Annotated in this window: 13 protein-coding genes and 1 pseudogene; 11 read left to right on the forward strand and 3 right to left on the reverse strand. The window is 70.3% G+C overall.

The window, feature by feature from the left end; genetic code table 11:
- The first annotated feature begins 46 nt into the window (after positions 1-46).
- Positions 47-2,380 (forward strand): oxidoreductase, encoded by a 2,334-nt coding sequence (locus AB0I53_RS01030; RefSeq protein WP_358594422.1) that lies wholly within the window; start codon positions 47-49, stop codon positions 2,378-2,380.
- A gap of 139 nt (positions 2,381-2,519) precedes the next feature.
- A complete protein-coding gene (locus tag AB0I53_RS01035) occupies positions 2,520-3,377 on the forward strand; it encodes an SGNH/GDSL hydrolase family protein (RefSeq protein ID WP_358594425.1) in 858 nt (285 codons plus the stop codon).
- 44 nt (positions 3,378-3,421) lie between these two features.
- Here AB0I53_RS01035 and AB0I53_RS01040 read toward each other — a convergent pair whose 3' ends face one another.
- Positions 3,422-5,497 carry a BTAD domain-containing putative transcriptional regulator gene (locus AB0I53_RS01040; RefSeq protein WP_358594428.1) on the reverse strand — a complete coding sequence of 692 codons (2,076 nt, stop codon included), beginning with the start codon at positions 5,495-5,497 and terminating at the stop codon, positions 3,422-3,424.
- A gap of 176 nt (positions 5,498-5,673) precedes the next feature.
- Here AB0I53_RS01040 and AB0I53_RS01045 point away from each other — a divergent pair, with 176 nt between their 5' ends.
- From AB0I53_RS01045 to AB0I53_RS01070, 6 genes and pseudogenes are all read left to right on the forward strand, one after another.
- Positions 5,674-6,099, forward strand: coding sequence for a hypothetical protein (locus AB0I53_RS01045; protein ID WP_358594431.1), 426 nt, complete (start codon positions 5,674-5,676; stop codon positions 6,097-6,099).
- Positions 6,100-6,150: 51 nt separating this feature from the next.
- Positions 6,151-7,920, forward strand: a complete 1,770-nt coding sequence (locus AB0I53_RS01050; protein WP_358594434.1) for a PPE domain-containing protein — start codon at positions 6,151-6,153, stop codon at positions 7,918-7,920.
- Complete coding sequence (locus tag AB0I53_RS01055) at positions 7,917-8,678, forward strand: ESX secretion-associated protein EspG (protein ID WP_358594437.1); 762 nt, start codon at positions 7,917-7,919, stop codon at positions 8,676-8,678. Before AB0I53_RS01050 ends, AB0I53_RS01055 begins: the two co-directional genes overlap by 4 nt.
- A 20-nt stretch (positions 8,679-8,698) precedes the next feature.
- A pseudogene (locus tag AB0I53_RS01060) lies at positions 8,699-8,980 on the forward strand (type VII secretion target); the annotation flags it as partial.
- A 913-nt stretch (positions 8,981-9,893) separates the two neighbouring features.
- Positions 9,894-10,487 carry a YbaB/EbfC family nucleoid-associated protein gene (locus AB0I53_RS01065; RefSeq protein WP_358594440.1) on the forward strand — a complete coding sequence of 198 codons (594 nt, stop codon included), beginning with the start codon at positions 9,894-9,896 and terminating at the stop codon, positions 10,485-10,487.
- 100 nt (positions 10,488-10,587) lie between these two features.
- Positions 10,588-15,477, forward strand: a complete 4,890-nt coding sequence (locus tag AB0I53_RS01070; protein ID WP_358594443.1) for a DUF6531 domain-containing protein — start codon at positions 10,588-10,590, stop codon at positions 15,475-15,477.
- A 291-nt stretch (positions 15,478-15,768) separates the two neighbouring features.
- Here AB0I53_RS01070 and AB0I53_RS01075 read toward each other — a convergent pair whose 3' ends face one another.
- Entirely contained in the window at positions 15,769-16,986 is a 1,218-nt protein-coding gene (locus tag AB0I53_RS01075) for an ROK family transcriptional regulator (RefSeq protein WP_358594446.1), read from the reverse strand.
- A 118-nt stretch (positions 16,987-17,104) separates the two neighbouring features.
- Between AB0I53_RS01075 and AB0I53_RS01080 the strand changes: the two genes are divergently transcribed.
- Genes AB0I53_RS01080 through AB0I53_RS01090 form a run of 3 tightly spaced genes read left to right on the forward strand, consistent with a single transcriptional unit; the run spans position 17,105 to position 20,168 of the window.
- Entirely contained in the window at positions 17,105-18,445 is a 1,341-nt protein-coding gene (locus AB0I53_RS01080) for an extracellular solute-binding protein (protein WP_358594449.1), read from the forward strand.
- 11 nt (positions 18,446-18,456) lie between these two features.
- On the forward strand, positions 18,457-19,329 hold the full coding sequence (locus AB0I53_RS01085) for a sugar ABC transporter permease (protein WP_358594452.1): 873 nt from the start codon (positions 18,457-18,459) through the stop codon (positions 19,327-19,329).
- Positions 19,329-20,168 carry a carbohydrate ABC transporter permease gene (locus AB0I53_RS01090; protein ID WP_358594455.1) on the forward strand — a complete coding sequence of 280 codons (840 nt, stop codon included), beginning with the start codon at positions 19,329-19,331 and terminating at the stop codon, positions 20,166-20,168. The genes AB0I53_RS01085 and AB0I53_RS01090 overlap by 1 nt, the downstream gene beginning before the upstream one ends.
- Here the strand turns inward: AB0I53_RS01090 and AB0I53_RS01095 are convergent.
- Entirely contained in the window at positions 20,158-22,005 is a 1,848-nt protein-coding gene (locus tag AB0I53_RS01095; RefSeq protein WP_358594458.1) for an alpha/beta fold hydrolase, read from the reverse strand. The two genes, AB0I53_RS01090 and AB0I53_RS01095, sit on opposite strands and share 11 nt — an antisense overlap.
- Positions 22,006-22,034: the final 29 nt, after the last annotated feature.

A 22,034-nucleotide genomic window follows, 5' to 3' on the forward strand; every position in this document is an offset into this window, starting at 1 on the left:
CATCGCAACCAACGGTTGTGATCACACGTCCGAGTTCTATAGGTAGTTGATCGACTACCTTCGGGTGATCAACTGGTCGGGGACTAGGTCGGGGGCGAGGGTGCCGGTCGTCAAGCCGTGGGACAGCAACGGTCCGCTCACCGCTGCGGAGCAGCGGTTCGAGGAGCTGCTCCGGCAGGGCAGAGCCGACCGGGCGGCCCAGGGCGCCGTTCCGCCGCTGGACGTGCACGCCGCGCGGCACTCGCAGGACCGCGAGATCCGCGGCGAATACCTCGCCCGCCGCCTGGTCGAGTCGCTGGAGGAACCCGGCTGGCGGCCGTTCGCCCGGCGCAGCGGCGGCCAGCAGCAGGTCATCGCCATCGAGGACGCGGTGATCACCGGTCACCTGGACCTGCGCGCCACCGATCTGCCGTACCTGCTGGAGTTCGTCCGCTGCCGGTTCGAGTACGCGCCCGACCTGCGGCAGGCCAACATCGCCGGCCTGGTGCTCTGGCACTGCCGGTTCCCGGGCCTCGCCGCCCGCAACCTCAACACCAGCAACGACACCGTGCTCCGCAACTGCACGAGCGTCGGCGGCATCGTCGACCTCGCCGACGCCCAGCTCGGCGGTTCCCTGCTGCTCAACGACAGCGAGCTGCGCAATCCCGGCGGCCGCGCCATCTACGGCGACCGGCTGTCCGTCACCGGCGCGCTGCTCGGTCTGCGGCTGCAGGTGACCGGTGAGATCCGCATTCCCGGCGCGAAGGTCGGCGGCAACCTCACGCTCTCCGGCGGGGCGCTGCGCAACCGGGGCCGGTACGCGTTGAACGCGAACGGGATCCAGATCGGCGGCAGCCTGCGCTGCGACGTCGACCCGCTCACCCGCCGGCCGTTCACCGTCGCCGGGCTGCTGTTCCTGCCCAGCGCGCACATCTTCGGCGACCTGCGGCTGCGCGACGCCGTGCTGGAACCGGGCGTCGCTCCGTCGCAGCGCGGCGAATCCCAGTACGACGACCCGACCAGCACACTGGTCGTCGACCGCGGTGACATCCGCGGCGACGTGCAGATCGACCAGGGCTTCTGCAGCGGCGGCACCATCCGGATGGTGAGCGCGAAGGTCGGCGGCGACCTGCGGATGTCCGGCGCGCACATCGATCTGAGCTGGTCGCGCTCCGCGAAGGCGTCGGTCGAGCAGCCGCTGCGCTCGGTGCACATCGACGGCACCGAGATCCTCGGCAACCTGGAGGCGTCGCGGGTCGAGCTGCACGGCCAGGTGCGGATGATCGACGTCCGGATCCACGGCAGCTTCCAGCTGAACAAGGCCTGCCTGCACGGCCCGCGTACCGACGTGCTGCAGGCCAGCCGGATCGTGGTCGGCAGCAACCTGGACTGCCGGGAGACCGACGTCGTCGGCTCGATCCAGCTGCAGGGCGCCAAGATCGGCGCCAACATCGACCTGCGCTCGGCGCACCTGACCAAGCCCGCGTGGCATCGCCACCGGATGGCCTACAAGTCCTCCTTGGACCTGCGCGCGGCCCGCATCGCGCGCGACCTCGTGTGCGCGGCGGGCAACCGGCCGTTCCTCGCCGAGGGCGAGGTGCAGCTGCGGCGCGCCGAGATCGGGCGGCAGGCGAACTTCGGGGGCTGCCGGCTCGGCGACGGCACCAGCCGCAACGCGATCAACGCCTTCGGCCTGGTGGCGCAGGAGCTCACGCTGGTTCCGGAGACCGCGCCGCAAGGCCGGATCATGCTGCGGCAGGCGCAGTGCGAGCTGCTCGCGGACAGCGCGTCGCTGTGGGCGGCGTCCGGCGGCGTCGACGTCGAGGACTTCGGGTACGACAACTTCACCACCACCATCGAGCCGACCGACCAGGCCGCGGTGCGGGAGCGGCTCAGCTGGCTGCGCGCCAACTCGGGCGGCCGCTACCAGCCCGGGCCGTACGACCAGCTGGCGCGGGTTTTCCGCGGCAACGGCAACGAGGAACACGCGGTGCTGGTGCTGATCGAGAAGCAGCGGCGCCGCTACCAGGCGATCGCGGCCGCGACCCGGCCCGCGTTCCGGTTGCCGGTGCGGCTGTGGAGCATGCTGCAGCTGATCACGGTCAGCTACGGCTATCGCCCGCTGCGCGCCCTGATCTGGCTGGTGCTGCTGACGGCGGGCGGCACCACCTGGTTCGACCACCACCAGCTGGTCCCGATCAACGAGGAAGACCACCCGGTGTGGAACCCGTTCCTGTACACAGTGGACCAGCTGGTGCCGATCATCAACCTCGGCCACGACGTGATGTGGCAGGCGCACGGCAATTCGCAGTGGATCACGGTGGTGCTGATCGCCTCGGGCTGGATCCTGGCCACCACGGTGGCCGCGGGTATCACCAGAGCCCTGCACCGGGAGCTGTGAGCCCGGCAATCGTCACTCTGCCGAACCGGCTTGCCCCGATCTGCTTCATTTCGCTCGACGGCGGGTGAATTCTCGCGTCGGAGGGATCTTCGCGTGCTAGATCAAGTTGGCCAATGGTCAGCTCATGCAGGAGGCCCGCGTGGGATCCCAGCTCGGTCGTCTCGCTCAACTTGGTTCCGCCCTCGCCGCGACGGGGGCGTTGCTCGCGCCCACCGCGCACGCGGCCGACGAGTTCGAATACGTCGCGATGGGCGATTCGGCGGCGGCCGGGCCGCTCATGCCGAACCCGGACCCGAACCTGCTCTGCTTCCGCTCCAAGGAGAACTACCCGCAGGTGGCCGCCGGGCTGATCGGCGCGAAGCTGACCGATGTCTCCTGCTCGGGCGCGAAGATCGAGGACTTCTCCGGCAGGCAGCACGGCATCATGGCGCCGCAGTACGACGCGCTCAGCGACCGGACCGACCTGGTGACGGTGACCATCGGCGGCAACGACGTCTCGCTGGTGCGGGCGGCGCTTTCGTGCGTGAACCCGTTTCCGGAGCCGATCGGCTCGTCCTGCGCGGACGAGTTCACCGCGGGCGGCGAGGACGAACTCGCGGAGCGGATCGACGCGCTCGCGCCGCGCTTCGACGACGCGCTCGCGCAGATCAGGCACCGGGCGCCGAACGCCGAGATCGTGGTGGTCGGCTACGGCACCTACCTCCGGCCAGGCGGCTGCTACCCGAAGGAGCCGATGTGGGCGCGCGACGCGGACTACATCCAGTCCAGTGTGGACAGGCTGAGCGCGATGCTCCGTGAGCGGGCGGCGGCGCACGGAGCGGAGTTCGTCGACCTCGGCCCGGTCAGCAAGGGCCACGACGTCTGCGCGGCCCCGGCGGACAAGTACTACGAGGGCCTGATCCCGACCTCGGTCGCGGCCCCGCTGCACCCGAACGCCAAGGGCATGCAGGTCTTCGGCCGAACCGTCGCCAAAGCCGTGCCGCACATCCAGTCCTGACGCGACCCGGCAAGCCCCCGCACCTGTGCGGGGGCTTTCTGCTGCTACAAGACCGAGTTCCCGCAGATGTGCCCGGGGAAGAACGCCTGCGCCAGCGCTTCGCCCAGTTCCCGGGGGTCGGGCCCGTCGAGGTGGCGGCGGAAGCGGTCCAGGTACAGCCCGAGCTGGCACGCCCGGTCGTGCCGGCCGCGCGCGGTCGCCAGCGTGAGCGCGTGCTGGATGTTGTCCTCTTCGGTCCGGAACCAGTTCAGCGCCGCCTGCGCCGTCGGCAGGTCGGGCAGCTCGGCGAGCGGGTGCGCAGCCTGCTGTCCGGGCCGCCGCGCCGGACCTTCGACCGCGCGCAGGCCGCTTTCGGCGGCGTGCAGGTAGTAGTCGAGCAGCCGGGTGATCGCGGCGTCCCGGTCGGCCGCGGGCTCCGCCGCGGCGAGGGTCGCCGAGTGGAGCCGGACCAGGTCCTGCCGCCCGTACCGGCCGGGGCCGGTCACGTGCAGCAGGTTGGCCGCCACCAGGCTCTCCAGCCGGGCCTGGTTGTCCCGGAGCCTGGTGCCCGCGAGCGCGGCGGCCGCGAAGTAGTCGACCTCGGCGCCGGGGTGCTCGCCCAGCAGCCGGAACAGCCGCGCCGATGCGTCGTCGAGCCGCCGGTAGCTGGTGGTCAGGGCGGCGCGGATGCTCCCGCCGGAATCCGGCAGCGACAGCCTGGTCAGCCGGTGGCGCTCGTCGGAGTAGATGTCGGCCAGCGAGCGGATCGTGAAGTGCGGATGGCTGGCGCCGCGGGCGGCGGCGATCCGCAGCGCCAGCGGGAGCCGGTCGCACAGCTCCGCCAGCTCGGCAGCGGCGGCGGGTTCGGCGGCGATCCGCTCGGAGCCGAGCAGCAGCCGCAGAACGGCGACCGCCGCCTGCCGGTCCAGCACCGGCAGCGACAGCCGGACCGCTCCTTCGGTGGCCGCCAGGTCGTCCAGGCGGCTCCGGCTGGACACCAGCACCACGCAACCCGAGTTGCCGGGCAGCAGCGGGCGGACCTGCGCGGCCGAACGCGCGTTGTCGAGGACCACCAGCAGCCGCCGGTCCGCCAGCACCGAGCGGTACAGCGCGGCGCGCTCGTCGAGGTCGTCGGGGATCCGCGCGGCAGGCACCCCGAGCGCGCGGAGGAAACTGCTGAGCGCCTGCGCCGGCGCCACCGGATCCGCGTCGTCGAACCCGCGGAGGTCGACGAACAGGCAGCCGTCCTCGAAGTCCGCGGCCACCTGGTGCGCCCAGCGCAGCGCGAGCGCGGTCTTGCCGACGCCCGCGGGACCGGTGAGGATCCGGATCGGGCCGTCGTCGTCCAGCGCCGCGTCCAGCTGCGCGAGTTCGGCGCCACGGCCCACGAAACCCCGGTTCTCCCTGGGCAACTGCGAGGGCACGAGAGCCGGTCGCCGCCCGCCATCGGCGTTGAGCACCGTGTGGAAGGCCTCCTGCAGGCCGGCTCCGGGGGCGACGCCGAGCTCGTCGGCGAGGCGAGTCCGCATGCCGTGGTAGACGTCGAGCGCCTCGGCCTGCCGGCCGGTCTGATGCAGGCTCAGCATCAGCAGCTCCACCAGCGGCTCGCGCAGCGGCTGCATCGCGACGGCCTCCCTGAGCTGGTCGATCGCCTCGGCGGCGCGACCGATCCGGTTCAGCCGCCGGGCCAGCTCGTGCACCGCGGTGACCACCGACTCGTCCAGCCGGTCCGAGGCGTCGCGGCGCAGAGCCTCCGCCTCGATGTCGACCAGGGCCGGGCCGCGGCGCAGGGCCAGCGCGTCGCGCAGCAGCTCGACCGCGTCGGCGTCGGACGCGTCCCTGGCGGCCGCGACCAGATCCTCGAACCGCGTCACGTCGAGCAGCGCACGGGGCGCGAGCAGCAGGTAACCCGGGGAACGGGTGACGAGCTCCACACCGTCGCCGAGGTCCTTGCGCAGCTGGGCGATGTGGCCCTGCAGCGAGGCCCTGGCCGTGGGCGGCGGGTGGCCGTCCCAGGCGATGTCCATCAGCCGGTCCGCGGAGACGACGCGGTTGAGATCGATGGCAAGAGCAGCAAGCACATTGCGCCGTTTGGCGGCACCGATAGCGGCTGCGCCGCCATCTGCTCGTAGCAATTCCATCGGGCCCAGCAAGCGAATCCGCAGTTGCGGTCGGGTTCTCGGAGAAGACATCCGCTTTTCGATCGAGTCGTTCGTCGGGCGAGTGCGGCCGCCGCCAACGGGAGTTGGTCGGGCGTTGGGATGACGTTGGCGACGGCTGTGATCATAGCCAAGGTGATGTTGTGTCTGGGGGATTCATGACCGAACCCGAGGAATTCCAGGCGGTCCGTAACCTGGAGCGCTCCGTCGTTGGAGTGAAGCGATTGCGCCAAGCGGTGGAATCGCAGCAGCTGCGCCTGGACCCGGAGTCCGGCGAGCAGATCCGCACCGCACTGGAAGACCAGATGTGCAAAGTGGACTCTTGGGTGTCCAGGGCGGGTGGTCTCACCGGGAATGCCCCGCTGGGGGAGAACCCGGTCGGCGAGGCGATGGCGGCGAAGTTCGCCAATCGCGCCGAGGGCACCGGGCGCTCGTTCAACGATGCGCTGAAGAAGTACCGCGAGGTCCTCGAAGAAGCGCGGGACGCGATCAAAGCGGCCATGCGCACCTACGAGCGCGCCGACGAGGACGCAGCGGAGTCGTTCCGCAAGATCGCCAATGACGCGATCCAGAACCCCATGTGATGGCCCGTTGCGGGGGCGCACCTGCCGCAGCCGAGGGGATGAAAGCCTGAGATGACAGAGCTGAAAGCCAAGCAGGGCGGCGAGCTGCAAGCCAGGCAGGGCGGCCTGGGTCAGGACGTCGTTCTGACGGAGACTCAGAACTGGGCGTCGCGCAGCCACGAAGAGCTCTACGCGGCGGTGCACAACAACAACGACCCCGGTCGGGTCGGCCAGCTCGCGGACGAGTGGAACTCGCTGAGCAGCGACATCGACGAGTCCTCGCAGCGGATGTCGGAGCAGCTGCGCTCCACTGAAGCGGGCTGGCAGGGCGAGGCGGCCGACGCGGCCCGCTCGGCGATCCAGCAGCTGGCCGACTGGAACAGCGACGCGGGTTCGACCGCAGGCACGCTGTCGGAGCGGATCGCTACCCAGGGCCGGATCATGGAGGTCGCCAAGACCGAGATGCCCGAGCCGGTCAAGGGCAAGGAAAACCTGGCCGTGACGCTGGTCAGCACCTACACCGCGGGCGATCTCGCAGGCTTCATGCAGGCCACAGCGGACCTGCAGGTCCAGGAGGCCAAGGCCGCCAGCTCGCACGAGCGCGCCGTCCAGGTCATGGACTGGATGGAGAACGAGTCCCGCAACATCGACAAGGACACGCCGAGCTTCGAGCCCCCGCCGAACCCGGTGGAGCAGATGCAGGCGTTCACGGCGAAGCGCGCGCTGCCCGCCAACACCCCGCAGGAGCAGGGCACCCCGGCGGGGGACGCGGTGCCCGCTGGAGCGCCGGGTGGACCCGGTGCGCCTGGCGGCCCCGGCGGGATGCCGCCCACCCCCACCACGCCGGAGAGCACGAACCCGGCTGCTGCCGGTGGCCCGGGCATGCCCGGTGGCGTACCCGGTGGGCCTGGTGCCCCCGGTGCCCCCGGTGGGCAGATGCCGCCGCTGGGCGGGGTTCCCGGTGGTCCCGGTGGCGTACCCGGGAAACCCGGTGGGTTCGACGGTCCGACCAAGGCGATGCCGATGCCCAAGCTCGGCGGCCCCGGTGGGTTCGATGGTCCGACCAAGGCGATGCCGAAGCTCGGCGGTCCGAACATGCCGCCGCTGGGCGACGTCTCCGGTACGACGCCGCAGGGCACGAGCCCGCAAGGAACGAGACCGCAGAGCTTCAATCCGCCGCCCCTGCCCGGTGGGCCGGGTGGCGGCGATCACACGTACCAGCCGCGGCCGTTCGGCCAGGACGTTCCGCCCGTGCCGGGCGGCAACTGGCCCGGTAACCGTCGTCCCGGCGGGCCGGGCAACAACAACCAGCCCGGCAGCAACCAGCCGTGGCGGGGCCCGGGCCCGATCCCCGGTGGCGGCCCCGTCGGTGGCGGACCTGTGGGCACCGGTCCCGGTGGCGGTGGCCCCGGTGGCGGCGGATTCCGCGGTTCGGTTCCGCCGATCCCGGGCATGGGATCCGGCGGAGGTGCCGGCGGCGCCGGTGGTTTCGGCGGCGGTGGCGCTGGTGGTTTCGGCGGCGGTGGCGCTGGTGGCGGTGCCGGTGGCGGCTCGAACATGACCTCCGGCGGTACCTCGGGTACCGGACGTCCGGGTGAGGGCGGTTTCGGCGGCCGGGGCATGGGCGGTGCGCCTGGCGCGCCCGGTTCCGCCGGCGCGGCCGGGATGGGTGCCGGCCCGATGGGCGGCGCCGGTGCCGGTCAGCGCGGCCGCGGCGAGGAGGACAACGAACGCCGGATGAAGTACGTGCAGGGCGGCCAGATCGTCGAGGTGCCCGGCGCCGACCTGCCGCCGCCGGTGATCGGTGAGAGCAAGCGGAAGAAGCGGCAGGACAACGAATGACGACCACGACAGCACCGAACTTCGTGCTGACCGCCGCCGAGTACGACCTGGTCAACGGCGCACTCGGCTTCGGTCGCCCGAAGTTCCCGCTGCAGGTGCCCAGTCTGGGCCGGACGATGGAGGAACGCGCCGATCTTGCCGCCGACGCGTTCCGCTCGCTGGCCGGCCGCGGTCTCGCGAAGGGCGATGAGCTCGACGAGGACCTGGTGGCGATGCTCCGGTTGCTGGTGGAGCACGAGACCTCGGTGGACGCGGTCGGTCACCTCGGTGCACCGGTGCAGGCCTTCGCGGCGGTGACCCGTCGCTCCGGAGTGCTGGCCCAGCTGGCCGGTGACCAGCTGCTGCTGACCGAGATCCGGCCCACCGCGCTGGCCCTGGCCGCGGTGAGCGTGCTGCCGCCCGGCGAACCCGGCACCAAGCGCACGCTGTCGCTGCGCAAGGAGCAGCTGAACAGCGCGCTCGAAGAGGACGACGACGACCCGTTCGGCGGGGACTACGACGACGAGACCGCGCTGGTCCGGGCAGGTCTGTCCGGATCGGAAGCCGCGGCGCTGGCCGAGCTGTCCGAAACCCGCATCGGTGGCGGGCAGTTCGGTGTGACGCACCGCTCGGAGCGGTCGTCGACGCTGGTCACCTGGTTCGACACCAACGAGGGCCGGTACCTGATGGTCAGCGAAGGCGCCTGGTTGAGCATCGCCCCGGCAGACAACCGCCGCATCGAGCACCGCCTGGCCGAAGTCCTGGGCAAACTCGACTGACGAGCTGAAGAGGTACAGCCATGACGTTCCAGGTCGAAGCCGAGGACCTGACCGCGCACGCCAGCCACCTGGACGGTCTGGCGGACCGTTTCGACACCGCGATCTCCGCTGCTGAGCAGGCGATGTCCGACGAAGCCTACGGTCTGCTGTGCTCGTTCCTCCCACCCATCATCAACCCGATGGAGGAGGAGGGCATGGACGCGCTCAAGGCCGCCAAGGAGGGCGTCACCACCACGGCGGACAACGTGCGCCAGACGGCCAAGGAGTACCAGGAGACCGACGAGGCGGGCGCGGACAACTTCGGCAAGTTCGACGACGCGGTGCGGGTCAAGGAATCCGCCGTCGCGCAGCTCGGTGTCCCGGCGGTTGCCGGCGGGGTCGGCCCGGTGATGAACTCCGACGACGAGTCGTCCGCGCAGAAGCAGGGAACCATCCCCGCGTCGGCACCGAGCTACCCGGCGGAGCAGGGAACGCCGATGGAGCCGAAGCAGATGGCGGAGGGTGCTCAGCGGTTCGAGCCGAAGCAGATGGCCGAAGGCGCTCAGCGGCCGGAGCCGTTCCAGCAGGCTGAGCCGAGGCAGCAGTTCGAGGCGAAGCAGATGGCTGAGCCGGCGCAGCAGTTCGAGGCGAAGCAGCAGGTGACGCCTGCGTCGTACGCGGAGCCGATGCAGCGGCCGGAGCCGTTCCAGCGAGCGGAGGGTGCTCAGCGGCCGGAGCCGTTCCAGATGGCCGAGCCGCGGCAGCAGTTCGAGGCGAAGCAGATGGCGGAGCCGGTGCAGCGGTTTGAGGCGAAGCAGATGGCTGAGCCGGTGCAGCGGTTTGAGGCGAAGCAGATGGCGGAGCCGGTGCAGCGGTTTGAGGCGAAGCAGATGGCGGAGCCGGTGCAGCGGTTTGAGGCGAAGCAGATGGCGGAGCCGGTGCAGCCGTTTGAGGCGAAGCAGATGGCGGAGCCGGTGCAGCCGTTTGAGGCGAAGCAGATGGCGGAGCCGGTGCAGCCGTTTGAGGCGAAGCAGATGGCCGAGCCGGTGCAGCCGTTTGAGGCGTCGCAGCAGGGGGAGCCGCGGCAGTACAGAGTGCCGCCGACGCAGTAGGTGGAGTCGTCGCAGCGGTACGAGCCGAAGCAGATGACGGACGACGCTCAGCGGCCGGGAGCGCTGCCGGCCCACACCTGGGCGCAGGCGGTTCGCAGATGAAGAGTTCTTTGGAGGTTGTGCAATGCCGGGCCAGAACCAGGGCGGCTTCGCTGCGATCGGGGCCGACCCGGACGAAGCGGAGCGGCGGATCCAGGAGTGGGCGAAGGGCTTCGAGGAGAAGGCCCAGCGCTACCAGGCCATGCAGGCCGAGACCGAGCAGCTGCGGCTGACCGCGACCAGCGACGGCGGCCACATCAAGGTCACGGTGCGCGCCGACGGCAGCGTGACGGACCTGGAGTTCACCGACAAGGTCCGTTCGTTGCCGCCGTCGGAGCTGGCCAGCCAGATCCTGTCCACGATGCACCGCGCGCAGTCCGACATCGCCAACAAGGTCGGCGAGACGATGTCGGCCCACCTCGGCGACGAGGACCTGGAAACGCGCACGATGATGCTGGACAACATCCGCGAGCGCTTCCCCGAAGAGCCCGAGGACGAGCCCGACGAGCCCGAGGCCTCCTCGAAGTGGGACGCCCCTGCGGAGGAAGAGGCAGCACCACCGCCTCCGCCGCCCGCACCTCCGGCTGCGGCGAACCCGCCCGCGGCGCCGAAGAAGCGGCCCAAATTCGAGGACGAGGACGACGAATTCGGCCCCGACTTCGACCCCCTGCGCGACTGACTTCCTGCCGCCCGGTGCACCGGCACCCGGCCTGGCTCACCTCAGCGGGTGACGTCGGTGTTGACGTGCCCTCGACCTGATCTTCTCCTGGAGTGTTGCCGTGAGTAATCCGTTGGTGGCGGATCGCAAGGATTCGACGGAGTCGTTCAGCGGTATTCCGATCATGGAGTCCGTTGATGAGACGAAGAAGGCGATCGAGTCCGGGGACTGGGCGTCCGGTGTGATGGGTGCGGTGGGCACCGGTCTGGATGCGCTGACGATGGCGTTGGATCCGTTCGGGTCGATCCTGGCGGCCGGTGTCGGCTGGCTCATGGAGCACGTCGGTCCGCTGTCGGATGCGTTGGATGCGTTGACCGGTGATGCGGATCAGATCAAGGCGCATTCGGAGACGTGGAAGAACGTCGCCGCGGAGCTTGGTGAGATCAACACCGAGATGACCAATATGGTCAACAGTGATGTCGCGGACTGGACCGGTGACGCGGCGGATGCCTACCGGCAGCGAAGTGAGGACACCGGAAAGCTCATCGAGGCCGCCAAGAAAGCCGCCGAGGGCGCTTCGGACGGGATCGGCACCGCGGGTGAGGTCGTGGCGGCGGTGCGCACGTTGGTGCGTGACATCATCGCCGAACTGGTCGGTCACCTGGTGTCGTGGGCGTTGCAGGTGCTGGCCACGTTGGGTATTGCGATGGCCTGGGTGGTGCCGCAGGTCGTGGCGGCGGTGGCCAAGGTGGTTGCGAAGATCGCTGATGTGACCACGAAGCTGGTCAAGGCGATGAAGGCGCTCGCTCCGCTGCTCAAGAAGCTGGGCGGTGGTTTCGGTGACGCGGGCAAGGCCCTGAAGAAGATCAAGAACGACAAGGGTGGCGGCCCCAGCAAGCCCGACAGCCCGGCCCCGACCCGCTCGACGGGCAACGAGGGCAGCGGCTCCAAGGGCGGCTCCGGCGACCACTCCACGCCGAACCGGAACACCGGTGACAACGGCCCGTCGCAGACCTCCTCGACCTCCTACGACGGGGGGTCGTCCAACCGGTCCGGGGGCAACGGCGGCTCGCAGGGCGGCGACCGCTCGCTCGGCGGCAACGACGGATCGCCCACGCCCGGCTCGAATTCCCGCTCCCAGTCGCCGAGCAACAACTCCCCGGCTTCGACGCGGTCGAACAACAAGCCGAGCGATTCCAGCAACAAGCCGGACAACCCCAGGGACCGGTCGATCAAGGGTGAGGACGTCTGCACCGGAGGCTCCGAGCCGGTCGACCTCGCCACCGGTCACATGGTGATGACCGAGAGGGACCTGGAGATCCAAGGCCCGCTGCGCCTGGTGCTGCAGCGGATGTACGTCTCGTCGTACCGGGCGGGGCGGTGGTTCGGCCAGTCGTGGGCCTCGACGCTGGACCAGCGGCTGGAGATCGACGCGGAGAACGTCTGCTACTTCTCCCCCGACGGGATGATCCTGGTCTACCCGCTGCCGTCGGTGGAAGCCCCGGTCCTGCCGGTCGAAGGCCCGCGCTGGCCGTTGCACCTGGACGAAGACGGCGGCTACAGCCTGGAGAACACGGACCAGAACCAGACCCTCGGATTCGGCCCGCCGGTCGGGCGCGATCTGGTGCTGCCGCTGCTTTCGGTCGAGGACGAGGACGGTCGCCGGATCGACGTCGAGCACCGCCGGTTCGGCCCGCCCAAGGCGATCCGGCATTCCGACGGGTACCGGGTGGAAATCGACAGCGACCAGGAGCGGGTCACCGCGCTCCGCGTGGTCGACCCGGAACGCGACCTCGACGTGCCGGTGATGCGGTACGGCTACGACGCCAAGGGACGCCTGGCCGAAGTGGTCAACTCCTCGGGCAAGGCGCTGTTGTTCCAGTACGACAGCGCGGGCAGGCTGACGGAGTGGCAGGACCGCAACGGGTTCTGGTTCCGCTACATCTACGACGAGCACGGCCGTTGCGTCCGAACGGTGGGCGACAAGGGCTTCTTCGACTCCACCTTCACGTACGACCAGTCGATCACCCGGTACACCGATTCCGTCGGCGGCGTCAAAGAGTTCGAGTTCAACGACGCGAAGCAGCTCGTGCGGGAGTCCGATGCGCTCGGCAACACCACGCTGTCGACGTGGGATCGCTACGACCGGTTGCTCGACCGGACCGATCCGCTGGGCCGGACCACGCACTACCAGTACGACAGCCTGGGCAAGCCGCGGTGGATCACGCGCCCGGACGGAAGCACCGTCCGGCTGAACCTCGCCGACGACGGCACCGTCTCCTCGATCGAGGTGAAGGACGGTGAGCGCACCTGGGCGCGTGCCTACGACGGCGAGGCGTTGGACCCGTTCAGCGGAAAGGTCGGCGTAGCACCGCAACTCAGCGTCGAGGGCATCCGATCCGGACGCGCCGAGACCACCGAACCGGAACTCACCGAGCCCGAGGACCCCCGGCTGCTCGACCTGTTCGGACGCCCCCGGGAGACGACGACGCCGGCCGGCGGGCGGGTCCAGCTCGGCTGGACCGTGGAAGGCCGTCGTTCCTGGCGCGTCGACTCGCTGGGCAACAGGGTGCAGTGGCGCTACGACCCCGAGGGCAACCAGATCGCGCAGGTCGACGAGGTGGGCGGAGTGACCGCCACCGAGTACGGCCCGTTCGAGGTCGAGCTGGCCAGCGTCGACCAGACCGGGGCACGCACCACGCGCACCTTCGACACCGAGCGAAGGCTGACCTCCGTCACGAATCCGCAGGGCCAGACCTGGCGTTACGTCTACGACCTCGCGGGCAGGGTGGTCGAGGAGCACGATTTCGACGGCCGGGTGCTGCGCTACGTCTACGACCCGGCGGGACAGCTCGTGCGCTCGGTCAACGGCGCGGGTGAGGAGACCGAGTACGTCTACGACGCGCTCGGCAACCTGATCGAGTGGCGGGCTCCCTCGGGCGTCACCAAGTACACCTATTCACCCGTCGGCCACCTGATCCGGGCGACCAACGACGACGCCGTCCTCGAGTTCGAGCGGGACGACCAGGGGCGGATCACCGCGGAGACCATCAACGGCCGGTCGGTCACGTTCGACTACGACAGCGAGCACGGCGTGATCCGGCGGCAGACGCCGTCCGGGGTGGCCAGCGCCTGGAACTACGACGCTGCGGGTCTGCCGACCGGCCTGTCCTTCGCCGGGCATTCGCTGCACTTCGGCTACGACGCCGCCGGTCAGCAGATCAACCGCTCCATCGACGGCACGGTGACCCTGGTGCAGTCGTACGACGGCGAGCAGCGGCTCGCCTCGCAGGTGGTCACGGGACGCTCGGGCCAGCACGTGCTGCGGCGACGGTTCCTCCACCGGCCCGACGGCAAGCTGATCGGCACCGACGACGGGCTCTCCGGGAGCATTCGCTACCAGATCGACCCGTCCGGCCGGGTGGTCGAAGTCATCGCACCGGACCGGCGGGAGAGCTACCGGTACGACGGGTCGGGGAACGTCGTCGCGTCGAACGGCCTCAACGATGTCGAGACCGGTCCGCGGCGCTACGCGGGCAACAGCCTGATCGCCGCAGGGGCGGTCACCTTCCAGCACGACGCGCAGGGCAGGCTGGTCCTCCGCGCGGACAACACCGGCCGGAATTGGCGCTATGCGTGGGATTCCTACGACCGGCTGGTCGCGGCCACGACCCCGGAGGGCGTCGTCTGGCGGTACCGGTACGACCCGGTCGGCCGGCGGATCGCCAAGCAGCGACTCACTCCCGACATGTCGGCAGTGGCCGAGCAGACCGACTTCGTCTGGGACGGCGGGACGCTGATCGAGCAGGTGCACACCGACGCCAACGGCCGCCGCACGGTGACGACCTGGGCGCATCATCCGGACGATGACGCACCCGTCGCCCAGCTCGAGCGCGGCGCGGGTGCGCAGGAGCGGTTCCACACGGTCATCACCGACCAGATTGGGACGGCGACCGATCTGATCGATCCCAGCGGAATGCTCACCTGGCACGGCCGTAACAGCCTGTGGGGTAGGGAATTGCCTGCTCCGCCGGCCGCCGCCGGCACGCCGCTGCGGTTCCCCGGCCAGTACGCCGACCGCGAAAGCGGTCTGAACTACAACGTCTACCGCTACTACAACCCGGCCACCGGTCGTTACCTCAGCCAGGACCCGCTGGGACTCGCCCCGGCCCCGAACCCCGTCGCCTACGTCGGCAACCCGCACAGCGCCAAGGACCCGCTGGGGCTGATGCCGAAGAAGGGCGGCGGCGGGAAGGGCGGGCAGGGCCAGGGGGCCACCGCGGGGTCGAAGGACAAGACCGGGCGCAAGCACGGGGCCCCGAACACGCCGGAGACCGGGAACAACGGGCAAGGCCCTTCGAACCAGGGCGGCAGCAACACGGACCGGCCGGAGCCCAAGGCGCTCGAGCAGAAGCCCGTGGGGACGTACGACGTGAACGGCAAGAAGTACAACGTCGAGGTCGAAGCCCACCAGAACAAGCACCAGACCACCCACATCACCGGGATGGACAACAAGAACGTCAGCAACTCCGGCGCCAACAAGTTCCCGGAGAACATCGGCGATCAGGCGCACAAGGACTACTTCGGCAAGAACGCCGCGGAGATCGCGGACCTCAAACGCCAGGAGAAGTTGGAGGCCTACAAGGACGGGGGCACCGCCGACGCTCGCTTCGAGGCGAAGCGGGAGCGGGATCAGGCCTGGGAGGACCTCCGGAAGGGCGAGAAGTCCTACGCCGAGTACAAGGCTGCGAACGACCGCTACCAGGATGCCGCGAAGGCGGACGACAAGGCGAGCAAGGATCTCAACAAGATCAGCCACGACGGCTTCAGGCGCCAGGACGGATCGATCTACGAGGGCGCCAATCCCGCGCAGAGCGTCGATGGTGTCCGCTACCAGGTGTCGGGCAACTTCAGCGGCGGTTCCAACGACGTGAGCTACCACTGCTACCCGGGCACCAAGAAGCAGTCGGTTTGGGACAACCAGTACGGCGACATGTTCAAGAAGTTCTAGTGAGGTTTTTCCAACCTCGTTTTGCGTGGCGGTGCGGGTGGCGGAACCTCAGAGGCTCCCTGGACTGCGGGTGCCCCTCCTGATGTATGTCCAATACACGGCGGAGGGGCCGTCCTCGCCCAGGAGTGCCCCAGGGGCACGGGCGCAGTGAACCCGCGGCGGTGCAAGTGTCGTAGGTGGGTTATGCGCCTGCGGCGCATGCGACACCCCATCGACGTGCAGCTTTGCGACCCGCGGCTGCGGGCTGACCAGGATGAAAAACGCTCAGTCGGCCGACGCTGAGCCCGGGGCTCAGGAGCCGAGGAGCGTGGTCAGGCGCGGCGAGTAGGCGTGGTCGAGCACCAGCGACGCCGCGCCCACCGCTCCGGCGTCGTCGCCGATCAGCGCCGTCTCGACGCGCACCGGCCGCACCTTCGGCGCCCACACCTGCGCGTCGACCACCTTCGCCACGCGGGCCCGCACCAGTTCCGCCACATGCCGGAGCGCGGGCCCGCCGAGCACCACGCGGTCGACGTCCAGCACGCTCACCACCGACGCCAACGCCTGGCCCAACCGGGTCGCCGCCACACGTAGCACCCGGGACGCCGTGGCGTCGCCGTCGGCCGCCGAGCGGCACAGGCGCTCGTAGGTCGCCGCGACCGGTTCCCCGTTCGGCTCCTCCCGGGTCGCCGCCCGCCAGTCGGCGACGATCGCGCGCATCGAGCAGTACGCCTCCAGGCATCCCTTTCTGCCGCAATGGCATTCGCGCCCGCCGCCGCTGTGCACGTGGCCGATCTCGCCGGCGTTGTTGCTGACCCCGCGATGCACCTGATCGCCCAGCACCACGCCGATGCCGACCCCGGAACCCAGGTAGACGTAGACGAACGAGCCCGCGCGGTCCGCGCGGCCGGCCCACCGCTCGCCGATCGCCGCGGCCGTCGCGTCGTTGTCCATCACCACCGGCAGCCCGGCGCGGTCCTCGACGATGTCGGCGAGCGGAACGTCCGCCCACCCGGCCAGGTTCGGCGGCGCGAGCACCCGCCGGTTCGCGGCGTCCAGCGGGCCGGGCACCGCGAGCCCGGCGCCGAGCACCCGGTCGTCGGCGATGCCGGAGCGCCGCACCAGCTGGTGGAAGGTGCGCGCCAGCGCCGCCCCGACCGCCTCGGGCGAGGCGTCGTCGGGCACGCGGCGGCGGCTGCGCATCCGCACGCCGCCCGCCAAATCCAGCAGGACTCCGGTGATCCGCTCCGGATCGAGGTGCAGGCCGACCGCCGTGTACGCGTCCGGCACCACCTTCAGCAGCACGCGGCGCTTTCCGCCGGTGGACGGCGCGTGGCCGTTCTCGGTGACCAGTCCGTCGTCGATCAGCGCGCGCACGATGTTGGACATCGTCTGCGCGGTCAGCCCGGTGCGCCGCGCCAACTCCACGCGGCTGACTTCACCGTGCTGCCGGATCGCGTCGAGCACGACCGCGCGGTTGAACCCGCCCACCCGCGGCAGATTCGTGCCCTGCCAGGACGCTTTCGCCATCGACGCTCCTCGTCTGGGGCAGCAAGATCGTTGACTTGTTCCATCGAATGGAATTATCTTGCCCAGAGTGTGATCCGGATCTCAGGTCAGACGCAACCACTGCCGGCAGGAGGCCGCGATGCGTCGGAGCAAGGCGAAGTCCGCGTTCATCATCACCACCCTGATCATCACGCTGGCCGCGTGCGGCGGCGGCGCGGCCGACGATCCGAACACGATCAGCGTCGCCTACCACCGGTACGGCAACACGTTGCAGGTCGACCAGTGGATGCAGCGGGTCAAGCAGCAGTACGAGCAGGCGCATCCGGGCAAGGTGGTGAAACTGGATCCGGTGGTCGCGCCGGAGAGCGAGTACCTGTCCAAGCTCCAGCTGCGGATGCGCTCGCCGTCCACCGCGCCGGACGTGCTCTACGAGGACAGCTTCAACGTGAACTCCGACGTCGCGGCCGGATACCTGGCGCCGCTGGACGACCGCCTCGGGCAGTGGTCGGACTGGGGCCAGTACATCGACACCACCAAGCAGGCCGGGAAGGCCCAGGACGGCAAGACCTACGGGGTTCCGCTGGACACCGACACCCGCGGCCTCTGGTACAACCGCGAGCTGTTCGCCGAGGTCGGCCTGCCCGCCGACTGGCGGCCACGGACCTGGGACGACATCCTCGACGCCGCCCGGCAGGTCAAGCAGCGCCGCCCGGACGCCATCGCGCTGGACCTCGCGCTGGGCAAGGCCGAGGGCGAGTCGGTCAGCATGCAGACCGTCGAAATGCTGTTGTACGGCACCGAAACCGGCACCCTCTACGACGAGCAACAGCAGAAGTGGATCGTGCCCAGCAAGGGCTTCGCCGACGCGATGGGCTTCCTGTCCACCGCGCTGGCGGAGAACCTGACGCAGAGCAAGGCGCAGATCGCCGATGCGCAGTACGACAAGGTGTTCCGCGACGATCTGACCCGCGAGGGCAAGGTCGCGATCCGGCTGGACGGCAGCTTCGCCTCCGGCAACTGGGTGGATGCCGGCTGGCAGGACTGGAGCCGGACGATGGCGGCGACGCCGATGCCCACCCAGCACGGGCAGGCGCCGGGCACGGTCACGCTCTCCGGCGGCTGGACGCTGGCGATCAGCTCGTCCAGCCGGAAGCAGGACGACGCGTTCGAGTTCATCAAGCAGGCGATGGCCAAGGACAACCTCGTGGAGTACGCGGCGGCCAGCGGCAACCTGCCGGCCCGCGCCGACGCCGCCGCCGATCCGCGGGTGGTCGGCGCCAACCCGCTCAACCCGTTCTGGATCGGCCTGCTGGACACCACGCACTACCGGCCCGCGCTGCCGGAATACCCGAAGGTCTCGGAGCAGATCCAGCAGTCGGTGCTCGACGTGGTGGCGGGTAAGCCGCCTGCCGAGGTCGCCGACCGCTGGGCGCAGCAGGTTTCGGGCATCGTGCAGCCGGCGAACACCCGGGCAGGCTGATGGTGGCGCGGGTGGGGCGCTGGCTGGTGCCGATGGCGCCCGCGCTGGTGCTGCTCGGCCTGTTCGTCGCGGGCCCGATCCTGTGGAGCGGCTACGTCTCGCTCACCAACGCGGCGCTGACCGGGGCCGCGGCGACCGCGCCGGAGTTCGTCGGGCTGGAGAACTTCCGGCGGCTGCTCACCGATCCGGCGCTGTGGCATTCGGCCTGGCTGACGGTGGTTTTCACGGTCGGCTCGGCGGTCATCGGGCAGAACTGCCTGGGCATGCTCATCGCCGTGCTGACGCAGCACCGCAGCCGCTGGGTGCGCAGCGCGGTCGGCACCGTCGTGGTGTCGGCGTGGGTGCTGCCGGAGCTCGTCGCGGCCTTCGCCGTGTACGCGTTCCTGAACACCGACGGCACGCTGAACAGGCTGCTCACCGGCCTCGGGCTCGGCGCGCAGGACTGGCTCTACAGCGCGCCGATGGTGGCGGTGATCCTGGGCAACGTCTGGCGGGGCACCGCGTTCTCGATGCTGGTGTACCAGGCGTCACTGTCGGAGGTGCCGACCGATCTGGTGGAGGCCGCGGAGGTCGACGGCGCCGGGGTGTTCCGCCGGTTCTGGCACGTCACGCTGCCGATCATCCGCCGCTCGGTGCTGACCAACCTGATGCTCATCACGCTGCAGACGATCGGGCTGTTCACGCTGATCTACGTGCTGACCGCCGGCGGCCCGGGCGCCGCGACGCAGACGCTGCCGCTGCTGATGTACGACTCGGCGTTCGAGTTCGACGAGATCGGCTACGGCGCGGCGATTTCCCTGGTGCTGCTGCTGATCGGCGGCCTGTTCGCCGTCGTGTACGCCAAAAGTCTCAAGGAGCCAGGAAACTGGCGGGAAGGTGCCTGATGGCCTCGGTGACCTCCGCCCGGCGGCGCTCGGTGTCCACTGTGGTCAACCTGGTCCTCGCGGCCGTCGCCCTGGCCTTCCTGGCTCCGCTGCTGTGGCTGGTCACGGCCGCGTTCGACGCCGATGCGCCGCTGGCGGCACAGCTGCCCACCGCGCTCACCCTCGACAACTTCGGCCAGGTGCTCGACTGGGAGACCAGCATTCGTCCACTGTGGAACGGGCTGCTGATGAGCGGCGGCGCGGCGCTGATCTCGGTGGTCGCCGCGGTGCTGTGCGCCTATCCGCTGTCGCGCTACCAACTCCGGTTCCGGCGGCCCTTCCTGTACGTCGTGCTGTTCGCCTCCGGCCTGCCGATGACCGCGGTGATGGTCCCGGTGTACAGCATGTTCGTGCGGCTGGAGCTGATCGACTCGATGTTCGGCACCACCCTGTTCCTGGCCGCGACGTCGCTGCCGATCGCGATCTGGATGACGAAGAACTTCATGGACGGCGTCCCGATCGAGCTCGAGGAGGCGGCGTGGGTGGACGGCGCGTCGGCGATGCAGGCGCTGCGCGCGGTGGTGCTGCCGCTGATCGTGCCCGGCATGGCGGTGGTCGCGATCTTCACGTTCATCACGGCCTGGGGCAACTTCTTCGTGCCGTTCATCCTGCTGCTGGACCCGGCGAAGCAGCCCGCGTCGGTGGGCGTGTTCACCTTCTTCGGCCAGGGCGGCCTGATCGCCTACGGCCAGCTGGCGGCCTACTCGATCCTCTACACGGCCCCGGTGATCGCGCTGTACCTGATCGTCGGCCGAACGCTCGGCGGCGCCTTCAACCTGGCGGGAGCCATCAAGCACTGATTCGCCGCATGACCGCGGCGACTGCGGCGGGGTGGGTGAGCTGCGGGTTGTGCCCGGCGCCGGAGATGGTGGTGACGGTGGCCGATCCCGGGTCGCTGAGCAGCGGATCCTGTTGTCCGGCAACGATGTGGACCTCGGTGTCGTCGAGCAGGGCTTGGAGAGCGGCGCGTTCGGCGGGGTGGTTCGCGGCTTTGAGCCAGCGGGCGGTGCGGCGGGCGACGGCAGGTCGACGCAGCTGGGCGGCGGCGCTCGCAACGGCCTGACGGGCTTCGGCAGAGGGAGCGTCGCCGAAGAGCGCGCCGGTGAGGCGCTGGACGGAGATCCGCTTGAGCAGCGGTGCGGCGAGCGCCGGTGTGCGGAGCAGCTTCGCGGCTTGCGACTGGAGGAAGTAGGGCGAAATCAGGAGCACGCCCGCGATGCGGTCGGGATGCGCGGCGGCGTAGCGCAACGCCGGTGCGGTGGCCGCCGAATGGGCGACGATGACGGGCCGGGTTCGCACTGGTGCCAGCAGGTCTGCGAGCCAGTCCAGCGGCGTGGCCTCGGTCGGGGCCGAGCGGCCGAGGCCCGGCAGGTCGGCGACCAGGGCGCGCGCGTCGCCCAGCTCGCCGAGCACGCCCCGCCAGGATTCGCCGTCGAGGGGAAGTCCGTGCAGGAGGACGAATTCGGGCGAGGTCCGGTCACCGGCGAGGTAGCTCCGGGAGCCGCCGACGTCGTGGAAGCCGCCGGGGAGCGCGGCCGAGGTCGCCCCGAACCGGTCCGCCACGAGCCGGTCCGCCCAGCGGCGCAGCGCGGTCCCGACGGGCGGCTGCCGGAGTCCGGCGGCGTCGGCGACCCGGTCGGCCGAAGCGGTGTCGTAGCGGTCCTCGGCAAGGAAGTCCAGGGTTTCCGGGTTGGCGCCGGTCAGCGCGGTCGGGAGACGGCGGACCAGGGACACCGGCACGCGGGCCCGCGGCGCGCGCACGCCCAGGTGGTCGGCGAGCAGCCGGACCACGTCGGGCAGGTCCGGGGTGTCCGCGTCGAGCACCCAGTGCCGGCCGCCGGGCTCCGGGTCGTGTTCGGGGATCGCCGCCATGAGCCTCGCGAAGTGGTCCACGGTCACGATGGGAACGAAAGTGCGCGCGGTTCCGGGCAGCGCCGGTAGCCGCCCGGTCCACAGCTGGCGGACCAGTTCGGCCAGGCCGATGTACTGACCGGCCTCGCCCGTGGTCGAGTGGCCGATCACCCCGCTGGGATTCACCACCGTCAGCGGGACCGCCAGCTCGGCGGCGACGATCCGCACGGCCGCATCCGCCTCGACCTTGGAGCCCTCGTAAGCCCCCTTGTCCCGGTAGAGCTCCGCCAGTTCGGCCTCGGGAAGCGGATACCGCGCTTGCCGGTCCAGCCCCACCCGGTAGCCCGACACGTGGACCAGCCTGCGCAGGTCGCGGCGGGTGGCGGCCCAGCGCAGCACGTTGAGGGCGCCCTCGACGTTGACCGCCCTGGCCTGCTCGCGCTGCAGCCCGAACCGGTAGAGGGCGGCCGTGTTGAAGACATCACGCACCTCGGCGAGCCGCTCGTCGTCTTCCGCGCTGAGCCCCAGGCCGGAACCGCCGGTGAGATCACCGGCGACGACCACGAGCCGTTCGGCGGCCGCGCCGCGATCGCGCAGCCATCCGCGCAGCTCGCCTTCCCGGCTCGTCCCGTCCCCGCCGCGATCCCGGAGGACGGCCGCGACCGTGCGGCCCCGGTCGAGCAGGTGCAGCACGGTCCACCGGCCGATGAAGCCGGTCGCGCCGAACACGACGGCATCCGGCGCCTCGGTCGGCCGCTCTCGCGTCTCATCGCTCTCGATCACCATGCCTAAAAACTAGACCGGTCTACATATTT

The organism is Saccharopolyspora sp. NPDC050389, assembly GCF_040655595.1.
Taxonomy (GTDB): Bacteria; Actinomycetota; Actinomycetes; order Mycobacteriales; family Pseudonocardiaceae; genus Saccharopolyspora.

Excerpts from the sequence above, each read along its gene's own strand:
- AB0I53_RS01040 (WP_358594428.1), bottom strand. The coding sequence starts at position 5,497 with ATGGAATTGCTACGAGCAGATGGCGGCGCAGCCGCTATCGGTGCCGCC.
- AB0I53_RS01045 (WP_358594431.1), top strand. The coding sequence starts at position 5,674 with ATGACCGAACCCGAGGAATTCCAGGCGGTCCGTAACCTGGAGCGCTCC.
- AB0I53_RS01050 (WP_358594434.1), top strand. The coding sequence starts at position 6,151 with ATGACAGAGCTGAAAGCCAAGCAGGGCGGCGAGCTGCAAGCCAGGCAG.
- AB0I53_RS01055 (WP_358594437.1), top strand. The coding sequence starts at position 7,917 with ATGACGACCACGACAGCACCGAACTTCGTGCTGACCGCCGCCGAGTAC.
- AB0I53_RS01065 (WP_358594440.1), top strand. The coding sequence starts at position 9,894 with ATGCCGGGCCAGAACCAGGGCGGCTTCGCTGCGATCGGGGCCGACCCG.
- AB0I53_RS01075 (WP_358594446.1), bottom strand. The coding sequence starts at position 16,986 with ATGGCGAAAGCGTCCTGGCAGGGCACGAATCTGCCGCGGGTGGGCGGG.
- AB0I53_RS01080 (WP_358594449.1), top strand. The coding sequence starts at position 17,105 with ATGCGTCGGAGCAAGGCGAAGTCCGCGTTCATCATCACCACCCTGATC.
- AB0I53_RS01090 (WP_358594455.1), top strand. The coding sequence starts at position 19,329 with ATGGCCTCGGTGACCTCCGCCCGGCGGCGCTCGGTGTCCACTGTGGTC.
- AB0I53_RS01095 (WP_358594458.1), bottom strand. The coding sequence starts at position 22,005 with ATGGTGATCGAGAGCGATGAGACGCGAGAGCGGCCGACCGAGGCGCCG.